This window comes from Comamonas sp. 4034 (genome assembly GCF_050434545.1).
GTDB lineage: Bacteria > Pseudomonadota > Gammaproteobacteria > Burkholderiales > Burkholderiaceae_C > Comamonas > Comamonas odontotermitis.
Genome location: NZ_JBNDIT010000012.1, coordinates 69,807 through 92,879, shown reverse-complemented (window position 1 = coordinate 92,879; position 23,073 = coordinate 69,807). Strand labels below are relative to the sequence as shown.

Below are 23,073 nucleotides of genomic sequence, written 5' to 3'. Positions count from 1 at the left end.
AATGTCAACTGCATCATAAATGCGTCGACCCACTCCATTTTGGTAGTGGGTCTCAATTTCAATGCTGCAGCGCAGCAAGTGTTGTTAGTGAGCGTCCGCCTGCCGAGCGGCCTGCACAATGGCGGCCTCGTCGTGTTTGGCACCGTTGAAGAACACGTTCAGTGCCACGGCGCAGATGGATGCCAGCAGAATGCCCGATTCGATCAGCGGGTGAATGGCGTGCGGCATCCATTGGCGAAAGCTCGGTGCAATGAGCGGGATCATGCCCACGCCAATGGACACGGCGACAATCATGCCGTTGTAGCGGTTGTTGCGGAAATCCACATTGCCCAGAATGCGGATGCCCGTGGCGGCCACCATGCCAAACATCACCAGGCCCGCGCCGCCCAGCACCATGGTGGGCAGCGATTCCACCAGGGCTCCCAGTTTGGGCAGCACGCCCAGAATGATCAGGATGAAGCCGCCAGCCACGCAGACGAAGCGGCTCTGGATGCCGGTGACTGCCACCAGACCCACATTCTGCGAGAAGCTGGTATAGGGGAAGGTGTTGAAGATGCCGCCCAGCAAGGTGCCCAGGCCATCGGTGCGCAGGCCGCGCGTCAGGTCATCCGGCGTCACTTCCTTGCTCGTCATGTCTCCCAGCGCGAGGAACATGCCAACCGATTCGATCATCACGACGATCATCACCAAGGTCATGGTCAGGATCAGGATCGGATCGAACACGGGTGCTGCAATCTCGAACGGCATCACGAAATCGAACCATTCGGCCTGTGCCACCTTTTCATAGGTCATGAAACCCATCGCCGTGGCGATGATGGCGCCGATCACGATGCCAGCCAGCACGGCCACATTGGCCAGAAAGCCTTTGGCGAACTTGGTGATCAACAGGATGGATGCCAGTACGATGCCCGAAATGGCCACGCCGCTGAGGTCTGCGTATTTGGGGTTGGGAATGGACGGCAGGATGCTCATGCCCTTTGGAATGGGTGGCAGCGAAGAGCCTGGTGCGCCGGCCATGGCCTGGGCCTCTTGCAACCACTTGGCGTATTCGGGGTTGACGACATTGGGCGCGGTCGGCCCTACTGGGTTGCCGAAGATCCAGTTGATGCCCACGCGCATCAAGCTGATACCGATGACCGTGATGATGGTGCCGGTGACGACAGGTGGAAAGAACCGCAGCATGCGGCTGACAAACGGGGCTATGGCAATCGATATCACCCCGGCCCCAATGACCGAGCCAAAAATCAAACCCGCCCCATAGGTGCCGCCCGTGGTTTGCGCCATGGAAATCATTGGCGCCACGCTGGCAAAGGTCACGCCCATCATCACCGGCAGCTTGATGCCGAACCAGCGTGTTGCGCCCCAGGCCTGGATCAGGGTGACCAGGCCGCACACAAACAGATCGGCGGAGATGAGCTTGGCGATCTGGTGGTGGTCCAGGTTCAATGCCCGGCCCACGATCAGCGGCACCGCGACCGCACCCGCATACATGACCAATACATGCTGCAAACCAAGTGCCGTCAACCGCCCCAACGGCAGTACTTCGTCCACAGGGTGTTTGTTAGATTGCATTCTTTCGCTCCTATCACGAAAAATCTTGTACAGCTGGATTGCGGTACGGCGAATCCATACAAAAAGTGTATACACATTCGGCGTGCAAGCGACTTGCTGATTACCCTGAAACTGCCCGCAACCTGTGCAGTCGGTGACAATTTTCTTGCTATTGAATCAGGAGCTTGCATGCGGACAGTGCATGCGCTGGAAGACGAAAGAATGCAAAAAGCCTCCCGAAGGAGGCGCTGCGAGAAGGCGATGCGCGGGGGATAGCTGCGCTCAGGCAGCGTTCGCGGCTACTTTCGCAGCCATCGTCAGGCCAGCAGGTCGTACAGCGCGCGTGCCACCACCTTGGTAGCGCGACGCAGGTCCTGCAGATCAAGGCGTTCGTCGGCGCGCTTGGCATGCGATTCCAGCACGGTACGAGGGCCTGCTCCGTAGATCACACCGGGAATGCCACGCTCCACATACAGGCGCACATCGGTGTACAGCGGTGTGCCGACTGCGGGCGGCTTTTCGCCGAAAACGGCTTCGCCATGCTGCTGGATGGCATCCACCAGGGGCTTGTTGCCGGGCAGCGGGGTCATGGCATTGGCCAGCAGCAGACGCTTGATATCCACGCGCACGGCATCTTCGCCGGTGTAGCCGCCTCGGGTGTTGAAATCTTCGATGGCCTTGGCGATGACCGCACGGATGTGGGCCTCGACTTCTGCGGGATTCTCTTCCGGAATCATGCGGCGGTCGATCTTGAGCATCACCTTGCCCGGCACCACGTTGGTGTTGGTGCCACCGTCGATGCGGCCGATGTTGAGATATGGGTGCTTGATGCCGGGCACCTTGGAGGTGATCTGCTGGTACTTGGCATTTTCGGCATACAGTGCATTCATCAGCACCACGGCGGCCTGCAGCGCGTCCACACCGGTGTGCGGCACGGCAGCGTGGGCCATCTTGCCCTGCACGGTGATTTCCATCTGCAGGCAGCCGTTGTGGGCCGTCACCACTTCGTAGCTGAAGCCGGCAGCGATCATCAGATCGGGCTTGGTCAGTCCCTTCTCCAGCAGCCAGCCCGGGCCCATGATGCCGCCGAACTCTTCGTCGTAGGTGTAGTGCAGTTCCACCGCGCCCTTGGCGGGCTTGGCCACGGCTTCGAGGGCACGCACGGCGTAGGTGAAGCTGGCGAAATCGCTCTTGCTTACAGCGGCTGCGCGGCCATAGAGCTTGCCATCCACGATTTCGGCGCCGTAGGGGTCCTTGGTCCAGCCTTCGCCCGGAGGCACCACGTCGCCGTGGGCGTTCAGGGCGATGGTGCGGCCCGTGCCTGCGCTGCCGTACTGGCGGCGCACGATCAGGTTGGTGATCGATTCCATGCCATAGGCCTTGACCTCGGCTTCCGGTACGACGTGCTTCTCGGCTTCGTAGCCAAAGTCCTTGAGCAGCTCGGCCGTGCGCTCCGCGTGAGGCGCGTTGTTACCGGGCGGCGTATCGGTGGGAACCTGCACCAGCTTCTGGAAGAACTGCACTTCTTCGTCAAAGTGCTGGTCGATCCACTGGTCCAGGGCTGCGTAGGTGGTTGCGTTGGTCATGCTGCCTCTTTTTCGAGTTGTTGAAGGATGTGGGTGAAAGCGTCGATGGACAGCTGCATGTCGTCAGACGTGCTCGATTCCAGTGGGTTGTGGCTGATGCCGCTGTTGATGCCGCGCACGAATAGCATGGCCTGCGGCATGACTTCGTGCAGCTTCATGGCATCGTGTCCCGCGCCGCTGGGCATGCGGAACAGAGACACTCCCTGGGCCTCTACCGCTTTTTCCCAGCGTTGTTGCCACTGCGGCGCGCTGGGGGCAGCGGCAGCCTGCATGGTCAGCTCGCTGGTCACGCGCAGGCCGCGGCGCTCGGCAATGGCTGCCAGCTCGGCGAGGATGTCGTTCACCATGGCATCGCGCTGTGCATTGGTGGGGGCGCGCATATCGAGGCTGAACTTGCAGCGGCCGGGCACCACGTTGATGGAGCCGCTGGGCACCTCCAGCATGCCGACGGTGGCGACCGAATCGCCATCCTGTGCGGCACGCTTTTCGGCGTACAGCATCAGCTCGGCCACGCCACAGGCGGCATCGCGGCGGCGATCCATGGGGGTGGTGCCTGCATGGCTGGCCATGCCGATCATCTCGCACACATAGCGGGAACTGCCGTTGATCGAGGTGACGATACCCAGCGGAATATCGAGTTCGTTGAGCACCGGGCCCTGCTCGATATGCACTTCAATGAAGCCCAGGTACCTGGCGGCATCGCGCTGGATCTTGGGGATGTCGTCGATGCACAGGCCGGCGTGCTGCATGGCTTCGCGCATGGTGATGCCATCCGCGTCCTTCTGGCTCAGCCAGTTCTGGTCAAAGTGGCCGATCAGCGCGCCTGAGCCCAGGAAGGTGGCCTTGTAGCGCTGGCCTTCCTCTTCGGCAAAGCCGACGACTTCGATACCGAAGGGCAGACGCTTGCCCGCGCGGTGCAGTTCGCGCACGCAGGCCATGGGCACGAAGATGCCCAGGCGGCCATCGTACTTGCCGCCGTTGCGCACGGTGTCGTAGTGGCTGCCGGTCAACAGGTATTGGGAATCGGGTGTGGCGCCGTGGTAGCGACCCACCACGTTGCCTACGGCGTCGATCTCGACTTCGTCAAAGCCGCACTCACGCATCCAGTGGCTGATGCGTTGGGCGCAGGCGCGGTGCGCATCGGTGAGGTAGGTGACGGTGAGCTGGCCTTTTTCAGCGTAGCCTTCGTCGCTATGCTGGGCCAGTTTTTCCTGCCAGTCCCAGACGTCGTTGCCCAGCGTGGGTTCGTAGCCGAACTTGTCGTTCAGGCGGATTTCTGCAATGCGGTGGATGTTGCGCAGCGCTTCGTCACGTTCAAAGCTTGGGTGGTTGTGCAGGCGGCGCTCGAAGGTGGCGATGATCTCGGCCTTGAGCAGGCCCAGGCCACGCGGGCCGCGCACAGCGAGTACGGGCGGGAAGCCGAAGCGCGCCTGGTAAGCGGCATTGAGCTGGCGGATATGGGCCAGCTCTTCAGGCGAGCAATTGGTCAGGCCTGCCTTGCTTTGCTCGTTGGTCGATTCGGCAGTGAGCGTGTTGGTTTCCATGGCCTTGCCAGCCAGCTCTGGGTGGGCGCGGATCAGGTCGAGCTTTTTTTGATCGCTGCTGGTGGCCAGCGCCTGGACCATGGCGTACTTGAGCTGCGCGAGCGATTGGAAGGGGCGCTGCGCCAGGGCGGCTTGCGCAATCCAGGGCGAGTGCTCGTACAGGCCATCGAGCATGGCAAGCGCTGCTTCAGGCGTTGCGCTGTTGAGTTGTTCCAGGGTCAAGGCCATGGTTGTCTCCTATCAAAATATGAGCATCCAGCGCTTGCCAATCAGGCGCTTGATGTCGTTTTCATTCAAAGTGCAGGTGCAGGGAAGTGCTGGGCCCAGTGGCGTGCAATATCGATGCGCTTGCAGACCCAGACCTTGTCGTGCTGCTGGATGTGGTCCAGAAAGCGCTGCAGCGCGGTGATGCGGCCAGGGCGGCCGAGCAGGCGGCAGTGCATGCCGATGCTCATCATCTTGGGGCGGTTCTCGCCGTGCGGGTCGCCTTCGGCATACAGCACGTCAAAGCTGTCCTTCAGGTACTGGAAGAATGGATCGGCATGCGAATAGCCCTGGGGCAGCGCAAAGCGCATGTCGTTGCAGTCCAGCGTGTAGGGCACGATCAACTGGTGGGCGGTTGCGCCATCGGATTTTTGCAGCTTCATCCAGAACGGCAGGTCGTCACCGTAGTAGTCGCTGTCATAGGCAAAGCCACCAAAATCGGCCACCAGGCGGTGGGTGTTGGGGCTGTCGCGGCCGGTATACCAGCCCAGGCCGTGCTCTACGCGGCTGCCATAGATATTCTTGAAGATATCCATGGCCTGCTGCATGTGCGCGCGTTCGGTCTCTTCGGACACGTTCTGGTAATGGATCCATTTGAGGCCGTGGCAGGCCACTTCATGGCCCAGGTCGGCAAAGGCCTGCGCCAGTTCGCGGTGGCGCTGCAGGGCCGTGGCCACGCCAAACACGGTCAGCGGCAGGCCGCGTTTTTCAAATTCGCGCAGCAGGCGCCACACGCCTGCGCGCGAGCCGTACTCGTAGATGCCGTCCATGCTCATGTGGCGCTCGGGGTAGGCCGCCGGGTTGAACATTTCGGACAGGAACTGCTCGCTGGCGGGATCGCCATGCAGCACGTTGTTCTCACCGCCTTCTTCATAGTTCAGCACAAACTGCACGGCAATGCGCGCGCCCTGGGGCCATTGCGCATGGGGCACGTCGCGGCCATAGCCAATGAGGTCGCGGGGATAGGAGGCGGTGGCGTCGTAAGTCATATCGTGATCGTGGACAAAGCCATGGACAAATCGTTGCTGGGAATATCGCGCTCAAACTGCAAGCCTTGCTCAACGTGCTCCAGGTGCTCCTGCAGCAGTTGCACGGCGCCTTCGACATCGCGCGCAGCAATCGCCTGCACGATGGCCTCGTGCTCTTCGTGCGAATGCGCGGCGGCGCTGGCCGACTGGTACATCAATGTGATCAGCGCACAGCGGGAGATCAGGTCGCTCAGCATCTGGGCGAGCACTTCGTTGCCCATCAGCTCGGCAATGCGGACATGGAAGTCGCCCAGCAGTTCGGTGCGGCTGCTGACATCGGTGCTGTTCATCGCGGCGGCCTCCTGCTTGACGTGGTCGCGCAGGGCCTTGAGCTGCTTGGGCGTAACGTTCTGCGCAAAGTTGCGCGTCATCTCGATTTCGAGCATCTTGCGCACGGCAAACACCTGGCGGGCCTCTTCGACTGAAGGGGTGGATACGAACGCGCCACGGGCGGGCTCCAGCGTGACCAGATGGTTCTGCGACAGCTGGAAGAGCGCCTGGCGCACCAGGGTGCGGGAGACGCCGAAGTGATCGGCAAGCTTTTGCTCTGCCAGTTTGGTGCCTGGCAACAGCTTGTGCTCGACGATGGCGCGGGTCAGCGCCTGGGCGATGGTGGAAGTGGAGGTGGATTCCATACCAGGATGATAGATCGATTGACAAAAAGTGTATACACTTTCAGTGCACATCACCAGTGTCATCTTAACCATAATCATCAGGAGATTTCCCTATGGGCCTCAGCACCCACGTTCTCGACACCATGAATGGCTGCCCCGCTGCGGGTATGGCGGTGGAGTTGTTCGCCACCGAAGGCGACAAGGCCACCCTGGTCAAAAGCCTGGTTCTGAACCACGACGGCCGCACCGACGCGCCGCTGTTTGACAACAGCACCCTCCAGGTGGGCACCTATCGCCTGACCTTTGACGTGGCAGCCTACTTCAAGGCCCGGGGCGTGCAATTGCCCGAGCCCAGCTTTCTGAACAAGGTGAGCCTGGATTTTGGCGTGGCCAATGTGGACCAGCACTACCACGTGCCGCTTCTGGTCAGTCCCTGGAGCTATTCCACCTACCGAGGTTCTTGATGCAAGTCATGCCTGGCTTTGTGGCAGCCTTTTGCGGCCGAGATTTCTGAGAAAAGCCGCTGTGACGCAACGCTAGTGCGCGCGACAAGCGACTGTTTGGATGGTGTCAGCGCTGGCCTTCTGTGAGGGTGTGCAGCTGAAAGCGGCCGCTTTCGTCCCACAGCCAGGTATCGGTGTAGATGGTTTGCGCCAGTCGGGGTGCAGCCGGAAAAGGGGCGGCGTCGTAGACCATGTCTTCGATCTGCTGCACTACTTCTGGCGCGTGGCTTGGCTCGCGCAGCCAGTTCAGGCCCTCGATGCGGCCTTGGGCATCCAGATAGAGTTCCAGGCTGCCGATGGCGTAGAGCATGGGCGGCATTACGCCCTGGAAGATGCGGTCCGCATAGCGTTCGTACAGGTATTGCGCGCACTCGCGGCGGTACTCGTCTTCGTTGCGGGCGGCAGACAGTGTGACGGGCTTGTCGGCAGATGGTGCAGAAGGCGCAAGTGGCGCGGGCTGTGCCGCTGTACCTTCCGTGGCAGCCAGGCTGGAGTTGGAATCTGCGTAGCCGGTGATTCTCTTCCAGAAGCGCTGCCAGGCGCTGGGGTTGGGTTCGGTCATGGTAGAAATGATAGCGTGCAGCGTCAATGGGCGTTGCCGCCTTTCGGGATGGAGAACTAGGAATGCGTGCGTTGCAGCAACTATTGGCCCGCCTGTCAACGGAGCCGGCGTGCCTGGTCGAAGTCGAGGCGACCCAGGGGTCGGTGCCACGTGAGCAGGGCGCATGGATGGCGGTGTTTGGTACAGGTGTTGCGCCAACCGCCATGGGCCAGATCGGAACCATCGGGGGCGGCCACCTGGAGTGGCTGGCCGCCGAAAAAGCCCGCACCATGCTGGCTGGCGGCGAGACGGAGGCGCACGAGCGCTACCCATTGGGCCCCAAACTTGGCCAGTGCTGCGGCGGCGTGGTGCATCTGCGTTTTTTGAAGGTGGGGCCCGCAGACCGTGCTGCCTTGCAGGCTCGGCTGGCGGAGAAGTTCGCGCCGGTCGCCATTTTCGGCGCTGGTCACGTAGGTGTGGCTCTCGTGCAGGTGCTGGCGCCACTGCCTCTGCAAATCACCTGGGTGGACAGCCGGGACACGATCTTTCCCACTGAGTTGCCCGCCAATGTGGTGGCCGAGCACTCCGAGCCCATCGAGGCTGCCGTGGCCGATCTGCCTGCTGGCAGCAGTATTTTCATCCTCACGCACAACCACCAGCAGGATCTGTTCATCACCCATTCCTGCCTTGCGCGGCTGCGCGAGCAGGGCGATTTGGGCATGGTCGGCCTGATCGGGAGTGCCACCAAGCGTGCGAGTTTTGCGCATCGCCTGGAAGAGCGCGGTTTTTCTGCCACTGAATTTGCCCGTATCACCTGTCCGATTGGCGTGTCGGGCATCACGGGCAAGGCGCCCGAAGTGATTGCCATTGCGGTGGCAGCGCAGCTTTTGCAGTCATTGAACTATTAATTTGATAGCTGGCGGCGCTTTCATGCTGTGCGCCAGAGGCCGAAGGAAGGCATCTTTTAGCCTTGGTTGCACGCACCTGTTCGAGACAGTGCGTAATCATGGTGTATTTCACATCAGGGTTTTAACTAGGGCGAGCGTGACGCAATAAACTCCCGCTGTCGCCAAAAATTGCATACACTTTGCGTCTACAAAATGGTCGCAGCGGAGCCCTGGCATCAATGATTGCTGTGGAGCGCGGCCACTTGGCTGCTCAGAGCGCCCGCAGTGGTGAGCAGCTTTTCCCGGACGGTGCCGGTTGCCCCACGCAACAGCGCCGCCCGCTAGGGCAGCTCCACGCTGCCAAGGATGAAAGCGATGGAAGGCTATATCCTCGACTGGGCGAACCTCTTGCTGCGCTGGCTGCATGTCATCACGGCAATTGCATGGGTGGGCTCGTCGTTCTACTTTGTGTTTCTGGACAGCAGCCTGACGCCGCCCGAAGACGAAGACCTGAAGAAGCAGGGCGTCAGTGGCGAGTTATGGGCCGTGCACGGCGGCGGCTTCTACCACCCGGTCAAGTTCAACGTCTCACCCCCCAAGCTGCCTGATCACCTGCATTGGTTCTACTGGGAAAGCTATACCACCTGGTTGTCCGGCTTTGCGCTGCTGACGGTGTCTTACCTGTGGAACGCGAATATCTATCTGGTCAACCCCGCCAACCCCAATGCCATGAGCACGCCGATGGCGGTGTTTGCGGCGCTGAGTTTTCTGGTGGTGTTCTGGCTGTTGTATGACGGCATCTGCCGTACCTTCGGCCAGAAGAAGAATGGCGATGGCATTGTGGGCGCCCTGGTGCTGGTGCTGGTCTGCATCGCAGCCTTCCTGGCCTGCCACATCTTCCCCGGCCAGGCGGCTTTCCTGCTGATGGGTGCCATGCTGGCGACATCAATGAGCGCCAATGTGTTCTTCTGGATCATCCCCGGCCAGCGCACGGTGGTGCGCGCGCTCAAGAACGGTGAACCGGTCGACCCCATCCACGGCAAGCGCGGCAAGCAGCGCAGCGTGCATAACACCTATTTCACGCTGCCAGTGCTGTTTGCCATGCTCTCCAACCACTACGGCTGGTTGTACAACCAGAAGTACAACTGGCTGGTGCTGATCTTCATGATGTTCGCGGGGGCAGCCATTCGCCAGTTCTTCGTGCTGCGCCATGGTTTCAAGCTTGGCCGCAACAAGCATCCCTGGCCGTATGCGGTGATTGGCGTGGTTGTCATCCTGGGCGTAATGGTCTGGCTCAAGCCTGGCCCTCAGGCTGCCGCGCCGGCAGCACCCGCAGCGGCTGCAAAGCCTGCAGCAGAAGGAGCTGTGGCGTACAGCGAGGTGTCCAAGGTGTTTGCCCAGCATTGTGTGGCCTGCCACAGTGCAGCTGGCCTGGCGCAGAAGAACGTGAAGCTGGATTCGCCGGGCGAAGTCGCGCAGCACACCCAACAGATCTACCAACAGGTGGTGGTGCTCAAGAAGATGCCATTCGGCAACCCGGATGGTCTGTCTGCCGACGAGCGCGATCTGGTCAAGCGCTGGTTTGAAAGCGGTGCGGCGACGGCGCCTTGATGGCTGGCGATGAATTGCCGACAAGACGCCCTCTGCTGAGGGCGTTTTTCATGGCATTCGTTTTGCCGCTCCGCAGCTCTTTAGTTCTTTAGCTTTGGCTTAACCCAGGAACAAGAAAACCTCCAAACTTTGTTTGGAGGTTTTTGCTTGTCGGCGCATAGGTAATGCGCGTCAGCGGCTATCCATCAGAGTGCAAGGCCGCAGTTGCATTTGAGTGGATGCATGGAGAGCATCGGCTGACGCGCAATGGGCTAGGGTCAGAAGCGGTGGCGAATGCCCACGCCCACGCTGGTGCCGCTGCCAACGTCCTTGACCTTGTCATACATCACGATGGCGTAACCATCGGTGCGTTTGGAAAAGTCGTAGTTGTAGCCAATCGAGACCGTATTGCGCTTGGTGCTGGACTGGTCCAGCTTGGACTGAGCCCAGGCGGCCAGGATGCGGCTGTTGGCAGCCAGTGGAATGGTGGCGCCCAACGAGCCGGTCTTGGCCTTGTAGTCGTCATTCTTGCCCTTGGTCTGGCCATAGGTGGCAAAGGTCTTGACCACGCCAAAGTCATAGCGTGCGCCCAGCATCCAGTTCTTGCGGCCATCGGGTAGCACGGTGGCAATGGGGCTGGTGATGCTGACGTCTTCGTAAAACGCCGTCAGGCCCAGCGGGCCCTGGCTGTAGGTAGCGTTGACGCCGACATTCTTCTTGCCGTTATCGCCGGGTTGCTCGCCAAACTGGTAGTGCACATTCGCCCTGAGACCGCTGAAGTCAGGGGTGGAATAGACGATCTGGTTGCTCCAGCCAGTATCGGTGGGGTTGGTGCTCTGCCATGCCGGACCGCTGATGTTCTGGTGCAGCACCAGTGGCGAGAAAGTGAACGAGTCGCCATAGGGGTTGAAGGAGATGGTGGGCACGAAGTTGGGTGCCACCGTGCGGCCGAGCAATACGCGGCCAAAGCCGCCATCCAGGGCCACAAAGGCATCGCGCGAGAAGAATGGGTCGCCATTGAAGCGGCCAGGAGAGCCCGTGTCGCCGCGGAAGAAACTGTTCAGCATGAAATTGAGCTTAAGGCCTCCGCCCAGATCTTCGGTGCCCTGGAAGCCGATCCAAGAGGTGGTCATGCCGCCGCTGTTGACGACGTTGTTGCGACCGGCATCGCCAGGGGCCTTCATCGAGCCCACATAAATGTCGGTCAGACCGGTCACCGTGACCGACGACTGGGCTTGTGCTGCTGCAGCGCAAGCCAGCATGGCAGCCATCGCGAGCAGTTTTTTGTTATGCATAGCAGTCCTTTGTTTCAGTTTTTTGACAGGGAATTGAGGAAGTTTTCAAAAGTGGGTAGCCCCACAGTGAAATATGCGTTTCAACCTGCGCTGTGTCAGTCAGAACTTACACGAGGTGTGGTGTAGAAGCAGCACGCAAGTGGATTGATGTAGCTCAATACGCGCGAGGGCAGCGGCATGCAAAGTGCGGGTCATGCTCGATCTGCTTTCTTTGGATGACTTTGTGACTCACAGCGCGCCTGCTGGCGCGACGGTGCGCCGACGGCATCAGCCGTTGGCGGATGTGCTGTACCTTGAAAGCGGCACCGTGGTCTTTGGCGTTCATGAAGAGGGGCGCATGCGCCATCTGCTGGGGGTAATGCATGCGCCTTGCTGGCTGGATGCGGCTCCGGCACTGGCGGGCCAGCCGTGTGCGGTGGACATGGTTGCGCAGACGCCCGTGCAGTGGCGCTCGGTACCGGTCGAGCAATTGCGCAGCAGTCTGCAGCAATGGCCTGCTGATGCGCAAGGCTTGGTGACCAGCATGGCCCAGGGCTACTGCCAACAGGCTGCGCTGGCGGTGAGTCGAGTGGCGCAGGACGCAGTGGCGCGCTGTGCCCAATGGCTGCTGCAGCATGCCGAGCCCGTGCAGGCCAGCGAAGCCATTGGCGGATTGGCCGTACATCTGGCCCAGTCCAAGCGCCAGATTGCCGCCCACCTCGGTATCGCGCCAGAAACCCTGTCGCGCGTGCTGCGGCAACTGCGTGACCAGGGGTTGCTCGATGGCATGGGCAAAAGCCTGCGGCTGCCCCAGCCGGAGTCGCTGCGCCAACTGGCTAAATCCTGATTTTCTGGCGCAGCGGCTGTGCGAGCCTCTTGCGGTGCTTTCCTGCAAACCCTTGGACCAAGGTGTTTTCCTTACGGCCTTCTACCGATAGCGGGATGGCGCTGAAATAGCGAACATGTGCGCAGTCTGAACAGGAGTTGCGCCATGTCCTTGCCTTTGGCAATCCGTCTCCCTTATCTACCAGCCGTTAAGGCCGCCTAGGGAGCGTATGGGACGCCTGCTTGACAACCAACGCCTGCTGCCTTCGCAGCACGCCACGCAGCCCGGCAGTGCTGTGGCGGGCCGCTGGACTCTGCAATTGATGGTGGTGGTGCCGCTGCTGGTACTCTTGGCAATGGCATTGGCGGGGCTGCTGGTCGTGCGCAGCAACCAGGAAAGCACCACCCGGCAGCTCGTGGCGCAGCAGGCTGATGAGACGGAGCTTCTGGCCAAGCTGATCGGCAGCAAGCTCGAGCAGAGCCAGAAGGTGCTGGCCACCGTGGCAGAGGCTGCGGCGCCCTGGGCGCTTGACTCCCGTCCCACCCTTGAATGGCTGCTGGACCAGGGGTTGCCTGCCACCCGTTACTTCGACAGCATGGTCTTCGCCCGTGGCGCGCAGGTGTTTCGGCTGGATTTTCGCTCGGGCGATGGCAGCCGGGCGGAGGTGGAATCGGCAGAGCGCGACCTGCTGAGGCGGGTGATTGTCGACGGCAAACCCCAGGTATCCGATCCGGTCAAGAGTACGCTGGGTGGGCCCAGCATCGCGCTGGGCATTCCGCTGCGGGCCCGAGACGGCAGTGTGCAAGGCGCCATGGCCGGTGTGCTGCGCCTCCAGTCGCAGAGCCTGTTGCCTGTGTCGTTGGCCGTACCGGCCCGTGAGAACGCGCAGTTGGTTGTGATGAGCACCAGTGGTGTGGTCATCTCGCACCCTGATCCATCCCGTATTCTGGGCATGGCGGTCGATGAGCCTGCGCTGGCCCAGGCTTTGCGGCTGTGGAGCGAGCGTGAGCGCAATGGTGCGTCCAACGGCGCGCAAGCCTGGTGGCGCGCACCGCAACTGATCAGCGTGGCGGAGATTCCGGCCGCGCGCTGGCTGGTGGTGCGGGTGGTGCAGCATGAGGCAAGCTTGCCTCTGGTGGGGCATATGCTCGACACTTGGGCGGGGCTGCCTGTCCTGGCTCTGGCACTCGCCATGGTGGCTCTTAGCCTGGCCTGGCTGTGGTGGCATACGCGCAAGCTGAGGGCGATGGTTGCCGATATCCCGCCGCCCATGCCGGGCGAGGCACTGATTGCGGGGGATGAGCTCGATCAGATCGGGCGCCAGTTGCGCAGCCTGCAGCAGCAGCAAAGCCTGCTGGAGCGCCGCCTGCAGCAGAAGTCCCAACTGGCCGATATCGTGCTGGAAAGTGCGCGCTTTTCCATGTTGCTTCTGAAAAATGAGCGCATGGTGCAGGTTTCGCAGGCGCTTTCGCATCTCCTGGGCTACGACCGCAGTGAGCTTGAGGGCAAGGATGTGCAATTGCTGGCGATGGATGCGGCGGATCTGGACGCGTTGTGGAATCAGGCCCAGCCATTGCTGTCTCGTGATGGCAGCGCTGAGGTGACGGTGAGCTTGCGCCACCAGTCGGGGGCACCGGTGATCGCCACGGTGCAGATGGTGCGCGTGCCTGGTGTGGCAGAGGGTTATCTATGGTGCTTTGTGCGCGCGGGCCAGGCCCGGGTGGCCAGCCGTTCGGCCTCACAGCAGGACAAGTTGACCGAATTGCCCAGTTACGATGCGCTGTTCTCGCATCTCACCGCCATGCTGCAGGCGCAGCGTGAAGGCCTGGACGGGTCCTCTCCCAGTACGCCGGTCCTGTTCTATGTGAATGTCGACAACATGTCGTCCATCAATGCATTGGCTGGCCATGCGCAAGGTGACCTGGTGCTGCAACAGGTGGCGCGCCAATTGCAGATGCTCCAGCCATTTCAGGGGTTTGCCGCGCGTGTGGCCGGCGACAAGTTTGCCCTGGTGTTGCGCCAGTGCAGCCGCGAAAAGGCCGACGCGCTCGCAAGGCAACTGTGCGAAGCGCTGCAGAATTGGCAGCCAGAGCTGCGTGGCAAGCACTTCATGGTCACGGTCAGCATCGGGCTGCTGCACATGGACGCAGGCTTTGCCGATGCCCACCAGGTGATCCGTGCTGCAGACATGGCCTGCTACGAGGCCAAGCGGCAAGGTGGCAACAGCGTGCACTGGAAAGCCGACCGGGTGGAAACAGGTGGTGCGTCGTTGCGCCACGGGTAAGACCGGGATTGCCGCGAGGGCCACTGCTGCTAAGCTCGTCGGATACGAGTTTTTCTGGCATGCGCTGCGTGCCCGCCGGCATGCGAGACCAAACCCTGTTTGACAAGATAGACCTGCACCTCATCCGGGTGCTGCACACGGTGCTGACCGAGCGCAGCGTCTCGCGTGCGGCGCTGCGCCTGGGCATGTACCAACCTGCGGTGTCGGCGGCCCTGAAGCGCCTGCGCGAGTTGGCGGGCGATCCTCTGCTGGTGCGCTCGGGTGCCGGCATGATGCCGACCGAGGCAGGCCAACGCATGGTGGAGCCGGCAGCGGCCATCCTGCGGGCGGCAGAAGGCCTGTTCAGCGATGTGCGCAGCTTTGACCCGCGCACGGCCACTCGCACCTTCCGGATTGCAGCAAGCGATTACTTCGATCCGCTCTACCTGCCCACACTGGTCGCACATATCAAGGCCGAAGCGCCGCTGTGTACGGTCGAGATCTATCCACTTTCGCCCGAAACCCATTACCACGCGCAACTGGCCAACGGTGACATCGATGTGGTGGTCGGCAACTGGTTACAACCCACCGATGACCTGCACATGGCCAATCTGATGCGCGACGAGGTGGTGTGCCTTGTCAGCAGCAAGCACCCGGCAGTGCGACGAGGCTGGGATGTGGCCAGCTGGCTGGAAGCCGAGCACATCGCCCCCACGGCCACCCACCCTGGCGCGCGCGGCATCATCGACGCACATCTGGATGCCATGGGGCTGCAGCGTCGCATCACGGCGCGCTGTGCCCATTTCAGTGCCATTCCGGCCATGTGTGCATCCACTTTGCTGGTGCTGACGACCGGCCGCCAGTTCTGCGAGCGGTTCAGAGGCCAGTTGCCTGTCGAGATTCTGGAGTGTCCCGCACAACTGCCTCCACTCGATTACTACCTGCTGTGGCATGCGCGCTCGCATGCATCGGACGCCGCAGCCTGGCTCCGTGATTGCCTCAAGAAAGTGGCGCAATCCTTGCGTAGTACTGCTGGCACCATGTAGAAAATCGATGTAAGTGAGCGCTTCTCCGGATTTTCTCCCGCTCCCCGTAACATTCTGAGAGACAATTGCGGCCCATGAATGCACAGACTCCGACTCCGACGACCGCAGGCACTGCAGTGCCCCGGTTACAGCTGATCGGCATCACCAAGCGCTACCCCGCGGTAGTTGCCAATAACCAGGTATCACTGACGGTACGCGCGGGCGAGATACACGCCATACTCGGCGAAAACGGCGCAGGCAAGTCCACGTTGATGAAGATCATCTATGGATCGGTGAAGCCGGACGAGGGCCAGATCCTGGTCGATGGCAAACCGGTGCAGGTGCGCAACCCGCAGGAAGCCCGCCATCTTGGCATCAGCATGGTGTTCCAGCATTTCAGCCTGTTCGATACCCTGACGGTTGCGGAAAATGTCTGGCTGGGTCAGGACAAGCGGCTTTCGCTGGCCGAGGTGACTGCACGCATCACTGCCGTTGCCGGCGAGTACGGGCTGGAAGTGGATCCGCTGCGCCCGGTCCATACCTTGAGCGTCGGCGAAATGCAACGGGTCGAGATCATTCGCGGCCTGCTGACCAAGCCGCGCGTGCTGATCCTGGACGAGCCCACTTCGGTGCTGACGCCGCAGGCGGTGGAAAAGCTGTTCGTGGTGCTGCGCAAGCTGGCTGCAGAGGGCTGCAGCATTCTGTATATCAGCCACAAGCTGCACGAGATTCGCGCGCTGTGCACCGCCTGCACGGTGTTGCGCGCCGGGCAGGTCACGGGCGAATGCAACCCGGCTGTTGAGAGCAATGCCTCGCTTTCGCGCATGATGATTGGCGCAGAGCCGCCGCAACTGGAGCTGCGCCCCAGCCAGGTCGGTGCTGCCGTATTGCAGGTGCAGCAACTGCGACTGCCTCGGCAAGACCAGTTCGGCGTCGATATCGACGGCATATCGCTGCAGGTGCGCGCTGGCGAGGTGGTTGGCATCGCTGGAGTATCCGGCAACGGCCAGAAGGAGCTGCTCTACGCGCTGTCGGGGGAGGACATGCGCGCTGCGCCTGCGATGGTGATGATCGGCAGCACGCCCGCAGGTCGCCTGACACCGGGCCGTCGCCGCACATTGGGGCTGCATTTTGTACCGGAAGAACGTCTGGGCCGAGGGGCCGTTCCCAGCATGGGCCTGGCCCACAATCTGATTCTGACCCGCAAGGAGATGGTCGGCCCTGGTGGCTGGCTGCGCATGGGGCTGCTCGATACCATGGCGCGCAACATCATCGATCGCTTTGGCGTCAAGGCGGGCGGCCCGCACGCGGCGGCGCAGTCGCTGTCGGGGGGCAATCTGCAGAAATTCATTGTGGGCCGGGAGATCGACGCCAAGCCCAGCCTGCTGATCGTATCGCAGCCGACCTGGGGCGTGGATGTGGGCGCCGCAGCGCAGATTCGCGGGGCGATACTCGCGCTGCGCGATGCGGGCTGCGCGGTGCTGGTGGTCAGTGAGGAGTTGGACGAATTGTTTGAAATCAGTGATCGCCTGCATGTGATTGCCCATGGACGCCTGTCGCCTTCGGTGGCGCGTGCCGATGCCACCGTGGCGCAGATTGGCGAATGGATGAGCGGCCTGTGGCCCACAAGCAACGCGGAGGTGGCCCATGCTCAAGCTTGAAGCCCGCCCGCAGCCATCACGCATCTGGACCCTGGCGTCTCCATTGCTGGCACTGGTCATCACCGTGCTTCTGGGCATTGCACTGTTTGCGCTGCTGGGCAAGGACCCGGTTCGCGGCCTGCAGGCCTTCTTCTGGGAACCGGTCAAATCGGCCAATGCGCTGGCAGAACTCACCGTCAAGGCCACCCCGCTGCTCTTGATTGCGCTGGGCCTGGCCGTGTGCTTTCGCTCCAACGTCTGGAACATTGGTGCCGAGGGGCAGTTCGTCATGGGGGCCATTGCCGCTGGCGGTGTGGCGCTGATGGCAGGCAAGGGCACAGGAGGCTGGATCGTGCCCGTCGTACTGCTCGCCGGTGTGGCAGGCGGCATGGCCTGGGCTGGCGTTGTGGCGCTGCTGCGCGACAAGTTCAATGCCAATGAGATTCTGGTGAGCCTGATGCTGGTCTATGTGGCCACCTTGTTCCTCGGATATCTGGTGTATGGCCCGTGGAAAGACCCGATGGGCTACAACTTTCCGCAGACCAAGATGTTCGAGCGCGTCACCCAGATACCGAAGCTGGTGCAGGGCATGCGCATGAACATCGGCGTCATCATTGCCCTGGTGGCGGCGGCCCTGTTGTGGGTGTTTCTGTTTCGCACCAAAGTGGGGTTTGCGCAGCAGGTGGGCGGTCTTGCACCGGCCGCGGCCCGCTATGCGGGTTTCAGCTCGCGCCGCGCGCTGTGGACGGCATTGCTGATCTCGGGCGGCTGTGCAGGCCTGGCAGGGGCGCTGGAAGTGGCGGGCCCCGTAGGCCAGCTCACGCCCTATGTGCCCATGGGCTACGGCTTTGCGGCCATCATCGTGGCCTTTGTGGGGCGCCTGCACCCAGTGGGCATGGTGTTCTCCGCCATTTTGATGAGCATGTTCTATATCGGTGGCGAGCTCGCGCAGTCGCGCCTGGGCTTGCCCAAGTCGCTGACCGGCGTGTTCCAGGGCATGCTGCTGTTCACCTTGCTGGCCTGCGACACCCTGATCGCCTACCGGGTGTGCTGGGTGCGGCCCGCTGCCGCTGTGAAGGGAGGCCTGTGATGGACGCTTACGCACTGTTATTGGGCTCCACGCTGACGGCGGGCACCATTCTGGCGCTGGCGGCGCTGGGCCTCCTGATCAATGAAAAGGCCGGTATCGTCAACCTGGGCGCCGAGGGGATGATGCTGTGCGCCGCCATTGCGGGCTTTGCCACCGTGGTGCACTCGGGTAGCACCTGGCTGGGCTTTGTGGCGGGCATGGCCGCGGGTGCAGCATTGGCACTGGTGTTTGGCTGGCTGGTGATCTGGCTCAATACCAACCAGTACGCGACCGGCCTGGCGCTGAGCCTGTTCGGCGTGGGCTTCTCGGCATTTGTCGGCATCAACTATGTGCAGGCCAAGATGCCGGCATCGCCCAAATATGGCATTCCGGTGCTGGAAGACCTGCCTGTCGTTGGCAAGGCGCTTTTCACCCTGCATCCACTGGTCTACGGCACCATGGTGCTGGCCGCGGTCATGGTCTATTTCCTCTACCGCACCCGGGCAGGCCTCGTGCTGCGCTCGGTGGGCGAATCGCCTGCCTCTGCCCATGCACTGGGCTACCCCGTGCGCCGCATCCGCCTGATGGCCGTGGTGTTTGGCGGCGCGTTGTGCGGGCTGGCTGGTGCATTCATCTCGGTGGTGTATACGCCGCTGTGGGTGGAAAACATGGTGTCGGGGCGCGGCTGGATTGCGCTGGCACTCACAACCTTTGCCACCTGGCGCCCGGCGCGCGTGCTGCTGGGGGCGTACCTGTTCGGCGGCGTGACGATGCTGCAGTTCCACCTGCAGGCCACGGGTGTGCAGGTGGCCAGCCAGTTGCTGTCCATGCTGCCGTATGTGGCCACCATTGTGGTGCTGGCAATCATGTCGCGTAATCCAACCTGGATTCGCGTCAACATGCCGGCATCGCTGGGCAAACCGTTCTACCCGGGTTCATAAAAAGTATAGGCAGTAACCCATTCCGTTCCACCATTTCAGATTCGAAAGCGTTCACCCATGAGCCATTCCAGCAAACGCACCTTGATCCAGTTGATCGGCCTGTCGGCAATTTCCATGGCGGCTCTCGTGGCCTGCGGCAAGAAAGAAGAAGCTGCGGCCCCGGCGGCTGCGCCAGCACCTGCTGCAGCCGCTCCGGCTGCTGACAAGTTGAAGATCGGTTTCGTCTACGTCAGCCCCATTGGCGATGGTGGCTGGACGTACCAGCACGAACTGGGCCGCAAGGCGATCCAGGAAAAGTTTGGCGACAAGATCGAGACCTCGATGGTCGAGAGCGTGCCTGAATCTGCCGATGCCGAGCGTGTGATGCGCGACATGGCAGGCCAGGGCAACAAGCTGGTCTTCGCCACCAGCTTTGGTTACCAGGAATTCGTGCAGAAGGCTGCAGCCGACCTCAAGGATGTGAAGTTCGAGCACGCCACCGGCTACAAGACCGGTGACAACGTGGCCGTTTATGACACCAAGACCTTTGAAGGCGCCTACCTGGCTGGCGTCGTGGCGGGTGCCATGACCAAGACCAAGACGGTGGGCGTGGTGGCATCGGTGCCGATCCCCGAAGTGGTGCGCAACATCAACAGCTTCGTGCTGGGCGCGCAGAGCATTGATCCTGCGATCAAGGCCAAGGTGGTGTGGGTGAACGAATGGTTTGCGCCACCCAAGGAATCCGAAGCCGCCACCAGCCTGATCAACGGTGGTGTGGATGTGCTGTACCAGAACACCAATTCGCCAGCGGTGCTCAAGACTGCCGAAGAGCGCGGCGTGCGCGCCTTTGGCAAGGATGGCGACATGAGCGCCTTTGCGCCCAAGGCGCACCTGGGCTCAGCCGTTATCGACTGGACGCCTTACTACACCAAGGTGGTAGAAGACACCCTGGCTGGCAAATGGCAGACCGGCAACTTCTGGTGGGGCGTGAAGGAAGGCGCGATGGACCTCAAGAAGATCGCAGACGATGTGCCGCAAGAGATCAAGGACAAGGTCGAAAAGGCCAAGGCCGGCATGAAGGACGGCAGCTTTGCCGTCTGGACGGGCCCTGTGCAGGACAACACCGGCAAGCAGGTGCTCGAAGCTGGCAAGGTGGCTGACGACGCCTTCCTGCGCGGCATCAATTTCTATGTGAACGGTATTGAGGGCAAGGTACCCGGTACCAACTAGAGACGGCAAAGGGCGCATTGGCGCCCTTTTTGCTAGAGGGTACGGAGTAGGGCGCTGCATCCATGCAGACCATGACCTGTCGTTTTTTGGCGGCAGAGCTCGGCAAATCCCATGCTTTGTGCCTATATTGAACACAGTTTGATTGATCTCCCCGATAACAACCACGCAACCGAGGACTTTTCCATGCATTCCATGCACAAGCGTTCGCTGCTCAAGGTAGCAGCCCTTTCGGCCCTGGCCAGTGCGGCCCTGGTGGGCTGCGGCAAGAAAGACGAGCCAGCGCCTGCGCCGGCCCCCGCACCGGCAGCTGCTGCGCCTGCACCGGCTGCAGAGCCGCTCAAGATTGCCTTTGGCTACGTGGGCCCTGTGGGCGACGGCGGCTATTCGTTTGCGCACGACCAGGCGCGCAAGGCCATCGAGAAGGAATTTGGCGACAAGATCCAGACCTCGTTCGTCGAGAGCATTCCTGAAGGTGCCGATGCCGAGCGCGTGTTCCGCGACATGGCGGCCAACGGCAACAAACTGGTGTTTGCCACCAGCTTCGGCTACATGGAGCCGATCCAGCGCATCGCGCCCGATTTCCCGGATGTGAAATTCGAGCATGCCACGGGCTACAAACAGGGCACCAATGTGGCGACCTACGACAGCCGTACTTACGAAGGCGCCTATCTGGCGGGCGTCATTGCCGGAGCGATGACCAAGTCCAATGTGCTGGGTGTTGTTGGCTCGGTGCCAATCCCCGAGGTGCTGCGCAACATCAACAGCTTCACCCTGGGCGCACAGTCGATGAATCCGAAGATCACCACCAAGGTGGTCTGGGTGAACGAATGGTTTGCGCCGCCGAAGGAAACCGAAGCAGCCACGGGCCTGATCAACGGCGGCGCCGACATCCTGTTCCAGAACACCGATTCGCCTGCCGTGCTCAAGACGGCCGAGGAAAAAGGCAAGCGCGCCTTTGGCTGGGATTCGGACATGACGGCCTACGGCCCCAAGGCGCATCTGGGCTCGGCCATCATCAACTGGACACCGTACTACAGCAAGGTGGTGAACGACGTGTTGGCCAACAAGTGGACCAGCCAGCACACCTGGTGGGGTGTGAAGGAAAACGCCATCGACATCGTGTCACTGGCGCCTGATGTTCCCGACAACGCCAAGGCCAGGATCGAGGAAGTGAAAAAGGGCCTGAAGGACGGCACCTTCACCATCTGGAAGGGCCCGATCCTGGACCAATCCGGCAAGGCCGTGGTGGAAGAGGGCAAGTCGGCGGATGACGACTTCCTGCGCGGTATCAATTTCTACGTCAAGGGCGTGGACGGCAAGGTGCCAGGCGCGCAGTAAACCGCTTTTGGCACATGCCCAGGGCCGCACATGCGGCCCTTTTTTCGTTACAGTGGTTCATTCATCGGACTTTGCGATACTGGCAAACTGCTATGAAAATTGAACTGCTGGCGCTTGCAGCACCTCCGCCAGCGGCTGAAATCGATAAAAACCAGAAAACAAACAGAAAGTACCCATGCCCTCCTTGCCCACCGATTTTCCCCATGATCTGCCTGCAGACCGCCTGCCTGCCCTGCTGCGCGCCATGCCCAAAGCCGAGCTGCACATGCATATCGAAGGCTCGCTGGAGCCCGAGTTGATCTTTGCGCTGGCCCAGCGTAACGGTGTGGCGCTGGCCTACCAGGATGTGGAAGCCTTGCGCGCGGCCTACGCCTTCACCAATCTGCAGAGCTTTCTCGACATCTACTATGCAGGCGCCAGCGTGCTGCTGACCGAGCAGGATTTCTATGACATGGGCATGGCCTACCTGGAAAAGGCCGTGGCTGACAACGTTGTGCATACGGAGATATTTTTCGATCCGCAGACGCACACGGCACGCGGCGTGCACATCAAGCACGTCATCCTGGGCTTGCACCGCGCCTGCCAGGTGGCTGAAAAGCGCTGGGGCATCACCTCGCAACTGATCCTGAATTTCCTGCGCCATCTGAGCGAGGACGACGCCTGGCTCACGCTGGAGCAGGCCTTGCCCTACCGCGACTACTTCAGCGGCGTGGGCCTGGACAGCAGCGAAGTCGGCAATCCGCCGGAGAAGTTTGCCAGCGTGTTCGCCCACTGCAAGGACCTGGGCCTGCGCCGCGTGGCCCATGCGGGTGAAGAGGGGCCTCCAGCCTATATCTGGGGTGCGCTGGATCTGCTGCACGCCGAACGTGTTGACCACGGCGTGCAGGCCGTGCATGACGCAGCCCTGGTCCAGCGTTTGAAAGAGGAGCGCATTCCGCTCACCGTCTGCCCGCTGTCCAACCAGAAGTTGCAGGTCTTCCCTGATCTGGCCGACCACAACATGCCCCAACTGCTGGCGCAAGGGCTGGTAGCGACCGTCAACTCGGACGATCCAGCCTATTTTGGTGGCTATGTGAACGACAACTTTGTGCAGCTGTTTGCCGCCACCGGCATGGGCGCGCGCGAAGCCTACCAGCTGGCTGCCAACAGCTTTGAGGCGAGCTTTGTGCCACAGGAGCGCAAGGACGCATGGATGTCGCAGCTGCAGCAATGCTTTGTGCAGGCAGCGCGCGGCGCATAGGCTGGATAAAAAGGGCGTTTGCGCAGTATGGATGCGCGCTGGCAGCTATCAAAACCATAGAAAGGAGACGCTGCGGCGTCTCTTTTTCGTATTGCGGCAGGTGACTGCCCGCATCTGCGCCATGGCGGAGCGCTGCGCCA

At 61.6% G+C, this 23,073-nt stretch carries 19 protein-coding genes; 12 read left to right on the top strand and 7 right to left on the bottom strand.

The genetic code is table 11. The features are described from left to right. Positions 1-84 precede the first annotated feature (84 nt). The 5 genes from ABIE32_RS14125 to ABIE32_RS14105 all read right to left on the bottom strand — a co-directional run bounded on the left by ABIE32_RS14125 (position 85) and on the right by ABIE32_RS14105 (position 6,608). Entirely contained in the window at positions 85-1,572 is a 1,488-nt protein-coding gene (locus ABIE32_RS14125; protein ID WP_224151640.1) for a nucleobase:cation symporter-2 family protein, read from the bottom strand. 296 nt (positions 1,573-1,868) lie between these two features. Then, positions 1,869-3,137: a M20 family metallopeptidase gene (locus tag ABIE32_RS14120; protein WP_429017080.1), complete on the bottom strand. Its 1,269-nt coding sequence runs from the start codon at positions 3,135-3,137 to the stop codon at positions 1,869-1,871. Continuing rightward, the gene (gene uraD, locus ABIE32_RS14115; RefSeq protein ID WP_429017078.1) at positions 3,134-4,909 is read right to left on the bottom strand and encodes a 2-oxo-4-hydroxy-4-carboxy-5-ureidoimidazoline decarboxylase; all 1,776 of its coding nucleotides are present in this window, start codon (positions 4,907-4,909) and stop codon (positions 3,134-3,136) included. The genes ABIE32_RS14120 and uraD overlap by 4 nt, the downstream gene beginning before the upstream one ends. Positions 4,910-4,974: 65 nt before the next feature. Then, positions 4,975-5,934, bottom strand: coding sequence for an allantoinase PuuE (puuE, locus tag ABIE32_RS14110; RefSeq protein WP_429017075.1), 960 nt, complete (start codon positions 5,932-5,934; stop codon positions 4,975-4,977). After that, a complete protein-coding gene (locus ABIE32_RS14105; protein WP_429017073.1) occupies positions 5,931-6,608 on the bottom strand; it encodes a GntR family transcriptional regulator in 678 nt (225 codons plus the stop codon). The genes puuE and ABIE32_RS14105 overlap by 4 nt, the downstream gene beginning before the upstream one ends. Before the next feature lie 92 nt (positions 6,609-6,700). On the opposite strand from ABIE32_RS14105, the gene uraH reads away from it, so the two are divergent. Continuing rightward, complete coding sequence (uraH, locus tag ABIE32_RS14100; protein ID WP_429017070.1) at positions 6,701-7,051, top strand: hydroxyisourate hydrolase; 351 nt, start codon at positions 6,701-6,703, stop codon at positions 7,049-7,051. Between the two features lie 106 nt (positions 7,052-7,157). On the opposite strand, the gene ABIE32_RS14095 is transcribed toward uraH, so the two are convergent. Then, complete coding sequence (locus ABIE32_RS14095) at positions 7,158-7,652, bottom strand: hypothetical protein (protein ID WP_429017067.1); 495 nt, start codon at positions 7,650-7,652, stop codon at positions 7,158-7,160. 62 nt (positions 7,653-7,714) lie between these two features. Between ABIE32_RS14095 and xdhC the strand changes: the two genes are divergently transcribed. Both xdhC and ABIE32_RS14085 read left to right on the top strand, forming a co-directional pair. Next, positions 7,715-8,539 carry a xanthine dehydrogenase accessory protein XdhC gene (gene xdhC / locus ABIE32_RS14090; protein WP_429017065.1) on the top strand — a complete coding sequence of 275 codons (825 nt, stop codon included), beginning with the start codon at positions 7,715-7,717 and terminating at the stop codon, positions 8,537-8,539. Between the two features lie 354 nt (positions 8,540-8,893). Then, the gene (locus ABIE32_RS14085) at positions 8,894-10,129 is read left to right on the top strand and encodes a urate hydroxylase PuuD (RefSeq protein ID WP_429017062.1); all 1,236 of its coding nucleotides are present in this window, start codon (positions 8,894-8,896) and stop codon (positions 10,127-10,129) included. Between the two features lie 257 nt (positions 10,130-10,386). Here the strand turns inward: ABIE32_RS14085 and ABIE32_RS14080 are convergent, their stop codons facing one another. After that, entirely contained in the window at positions 10,387-11,403 is a 1,017-nt protein-coding gene (locus ABIE32_RS14080; RefSeq protein ID WP_429017060.1) for a porin, read from the bottom strand. A 193-nt stretch (positions 11,404-11,596) separates the two neighbouring features. Between ABIE32_RS14080 and ABIE32_RS14075 the strand changes: the two genes are divergently transcribed. The 9 genes from ABIE32_RS14075 (at position 11,597) to ABIE32_RS14035 (ending at position 22,933) form a co-directional block, all read left to right on the top strand. Next, positions 11,597-12,229 (top strand): Crp/Fnr family transcriptional regulator, encoded by a 633-nt coding sequence (locus ABIE32_RS14075; protein WP_224151649.1) that lies wholly within the window; start codon positions 11,597-11,599, stop codon positions 12,227-12,229. 208 nt (positions 12,230-12,437) lie between these two features. Next, on the top strand, positions 12,438-14,492 hold the full coding sequence (locus ABIE32_RS14070) for a diguanylate cyclase domain-containing protein (RefSeq protein ID WP_429017056.1): 2,055 nt from the start codon (positions 12,438-12,440) through the stop codon (positions 14,490-14,492). An 80-nt stretch (positions 14,493-14,572) separates the two neighbouring features. Then, the gene (locus ABIE32_RS14065; protein WP_429017053.1) at positions 14,573-15,517 is read left to right on the top strand and encodes a LysR family transcriptional regulator; all 945 of its coding nucleotides are present in this window, start codon (positions 14,573-14,575) and stop codon (positions 15,515-15,517) included. A gap of 74 nt (positions 15,518-15,591) precedes the next feature. Beyond that, on the top strand, positions 15,592-17,157 hold the full coding sequence (locus tag ABIE32_RS14060; protein WP_429017050.1) for an ABC transporter ATP-binding protein: 1,566 nt from the start codon (positions 15,592-15,594) through the stop codon (positions 17,155-17,157). Beyond that, complete coding sequence (locus ABIE32_RS14055) at positions 17,144-18,226, top strand: ABC transporter permease (protein WP_429017047.1); 1,083 nt, start codon at positions 17,144-17,146, stop codon at positions 18,224-18,226. The genes ABIE32_RS14060 and ABIE32_RS14055 overlap by 14 nt, the downstream gene beginning before the upstream one ends. Next, positions 18,226-19,146: an ABC transporter permease gene (locus tag ABIE32_RS14050; RefSeq protein ID WP_224151654.1), complete on the top strand. Its 921-nt coding sequence runs from the start codon at positions 18,226-18,228 to the stop codon at positions 19,144-19,146. The genes ABIE32_RS14055 and ABIE32_RS14050 overlap by 1 nt, the downstream gene beginning before the upstream one ends. Before the next feature lie 57 nt (positions 19,147-19,203). Then, positions 19,204-20,355 (top strand): BMP family ABC transporter substrate-binding protein, encoded by a 1,152-nt coding sequence (locus ABIE32_RS14045; RefSeq protein WP_224151655.1) that lies wholly within the window; start codon positions 19,204-19,206, stop codon positions 20,353-20,355. A gap of 183 nt (positions 20,356-20,538) precedes the next feature. Further along, a complete protein-coding gene (locus ABIE32_RS14040; protein ID WP_429017044.1) occupies positions 20,539-21,693 on the top strand; it encodes a BMP family ABC transporter substrate-binding protein in 1,155 nt (384 codons plus the stop codon). 175 nt (positions 21,694-21,868) lie between these two features. Continuing rightward, positions 21,869-22,933 carry an adenosine deaminase gene (locus tag ABIE32_RS14035; RefSeq protein WP_429017042.1) on the top strand — a complete coding sequence of 355 codons (1,065 nt, stop codon included), beginning with the start codon at positions 21,869-21,871 and terminating at the stop codon, positions 22,931-22,933. The last annotated feature ends 140 nt before the right edge of the window (positions 22,934-23,073 follow it).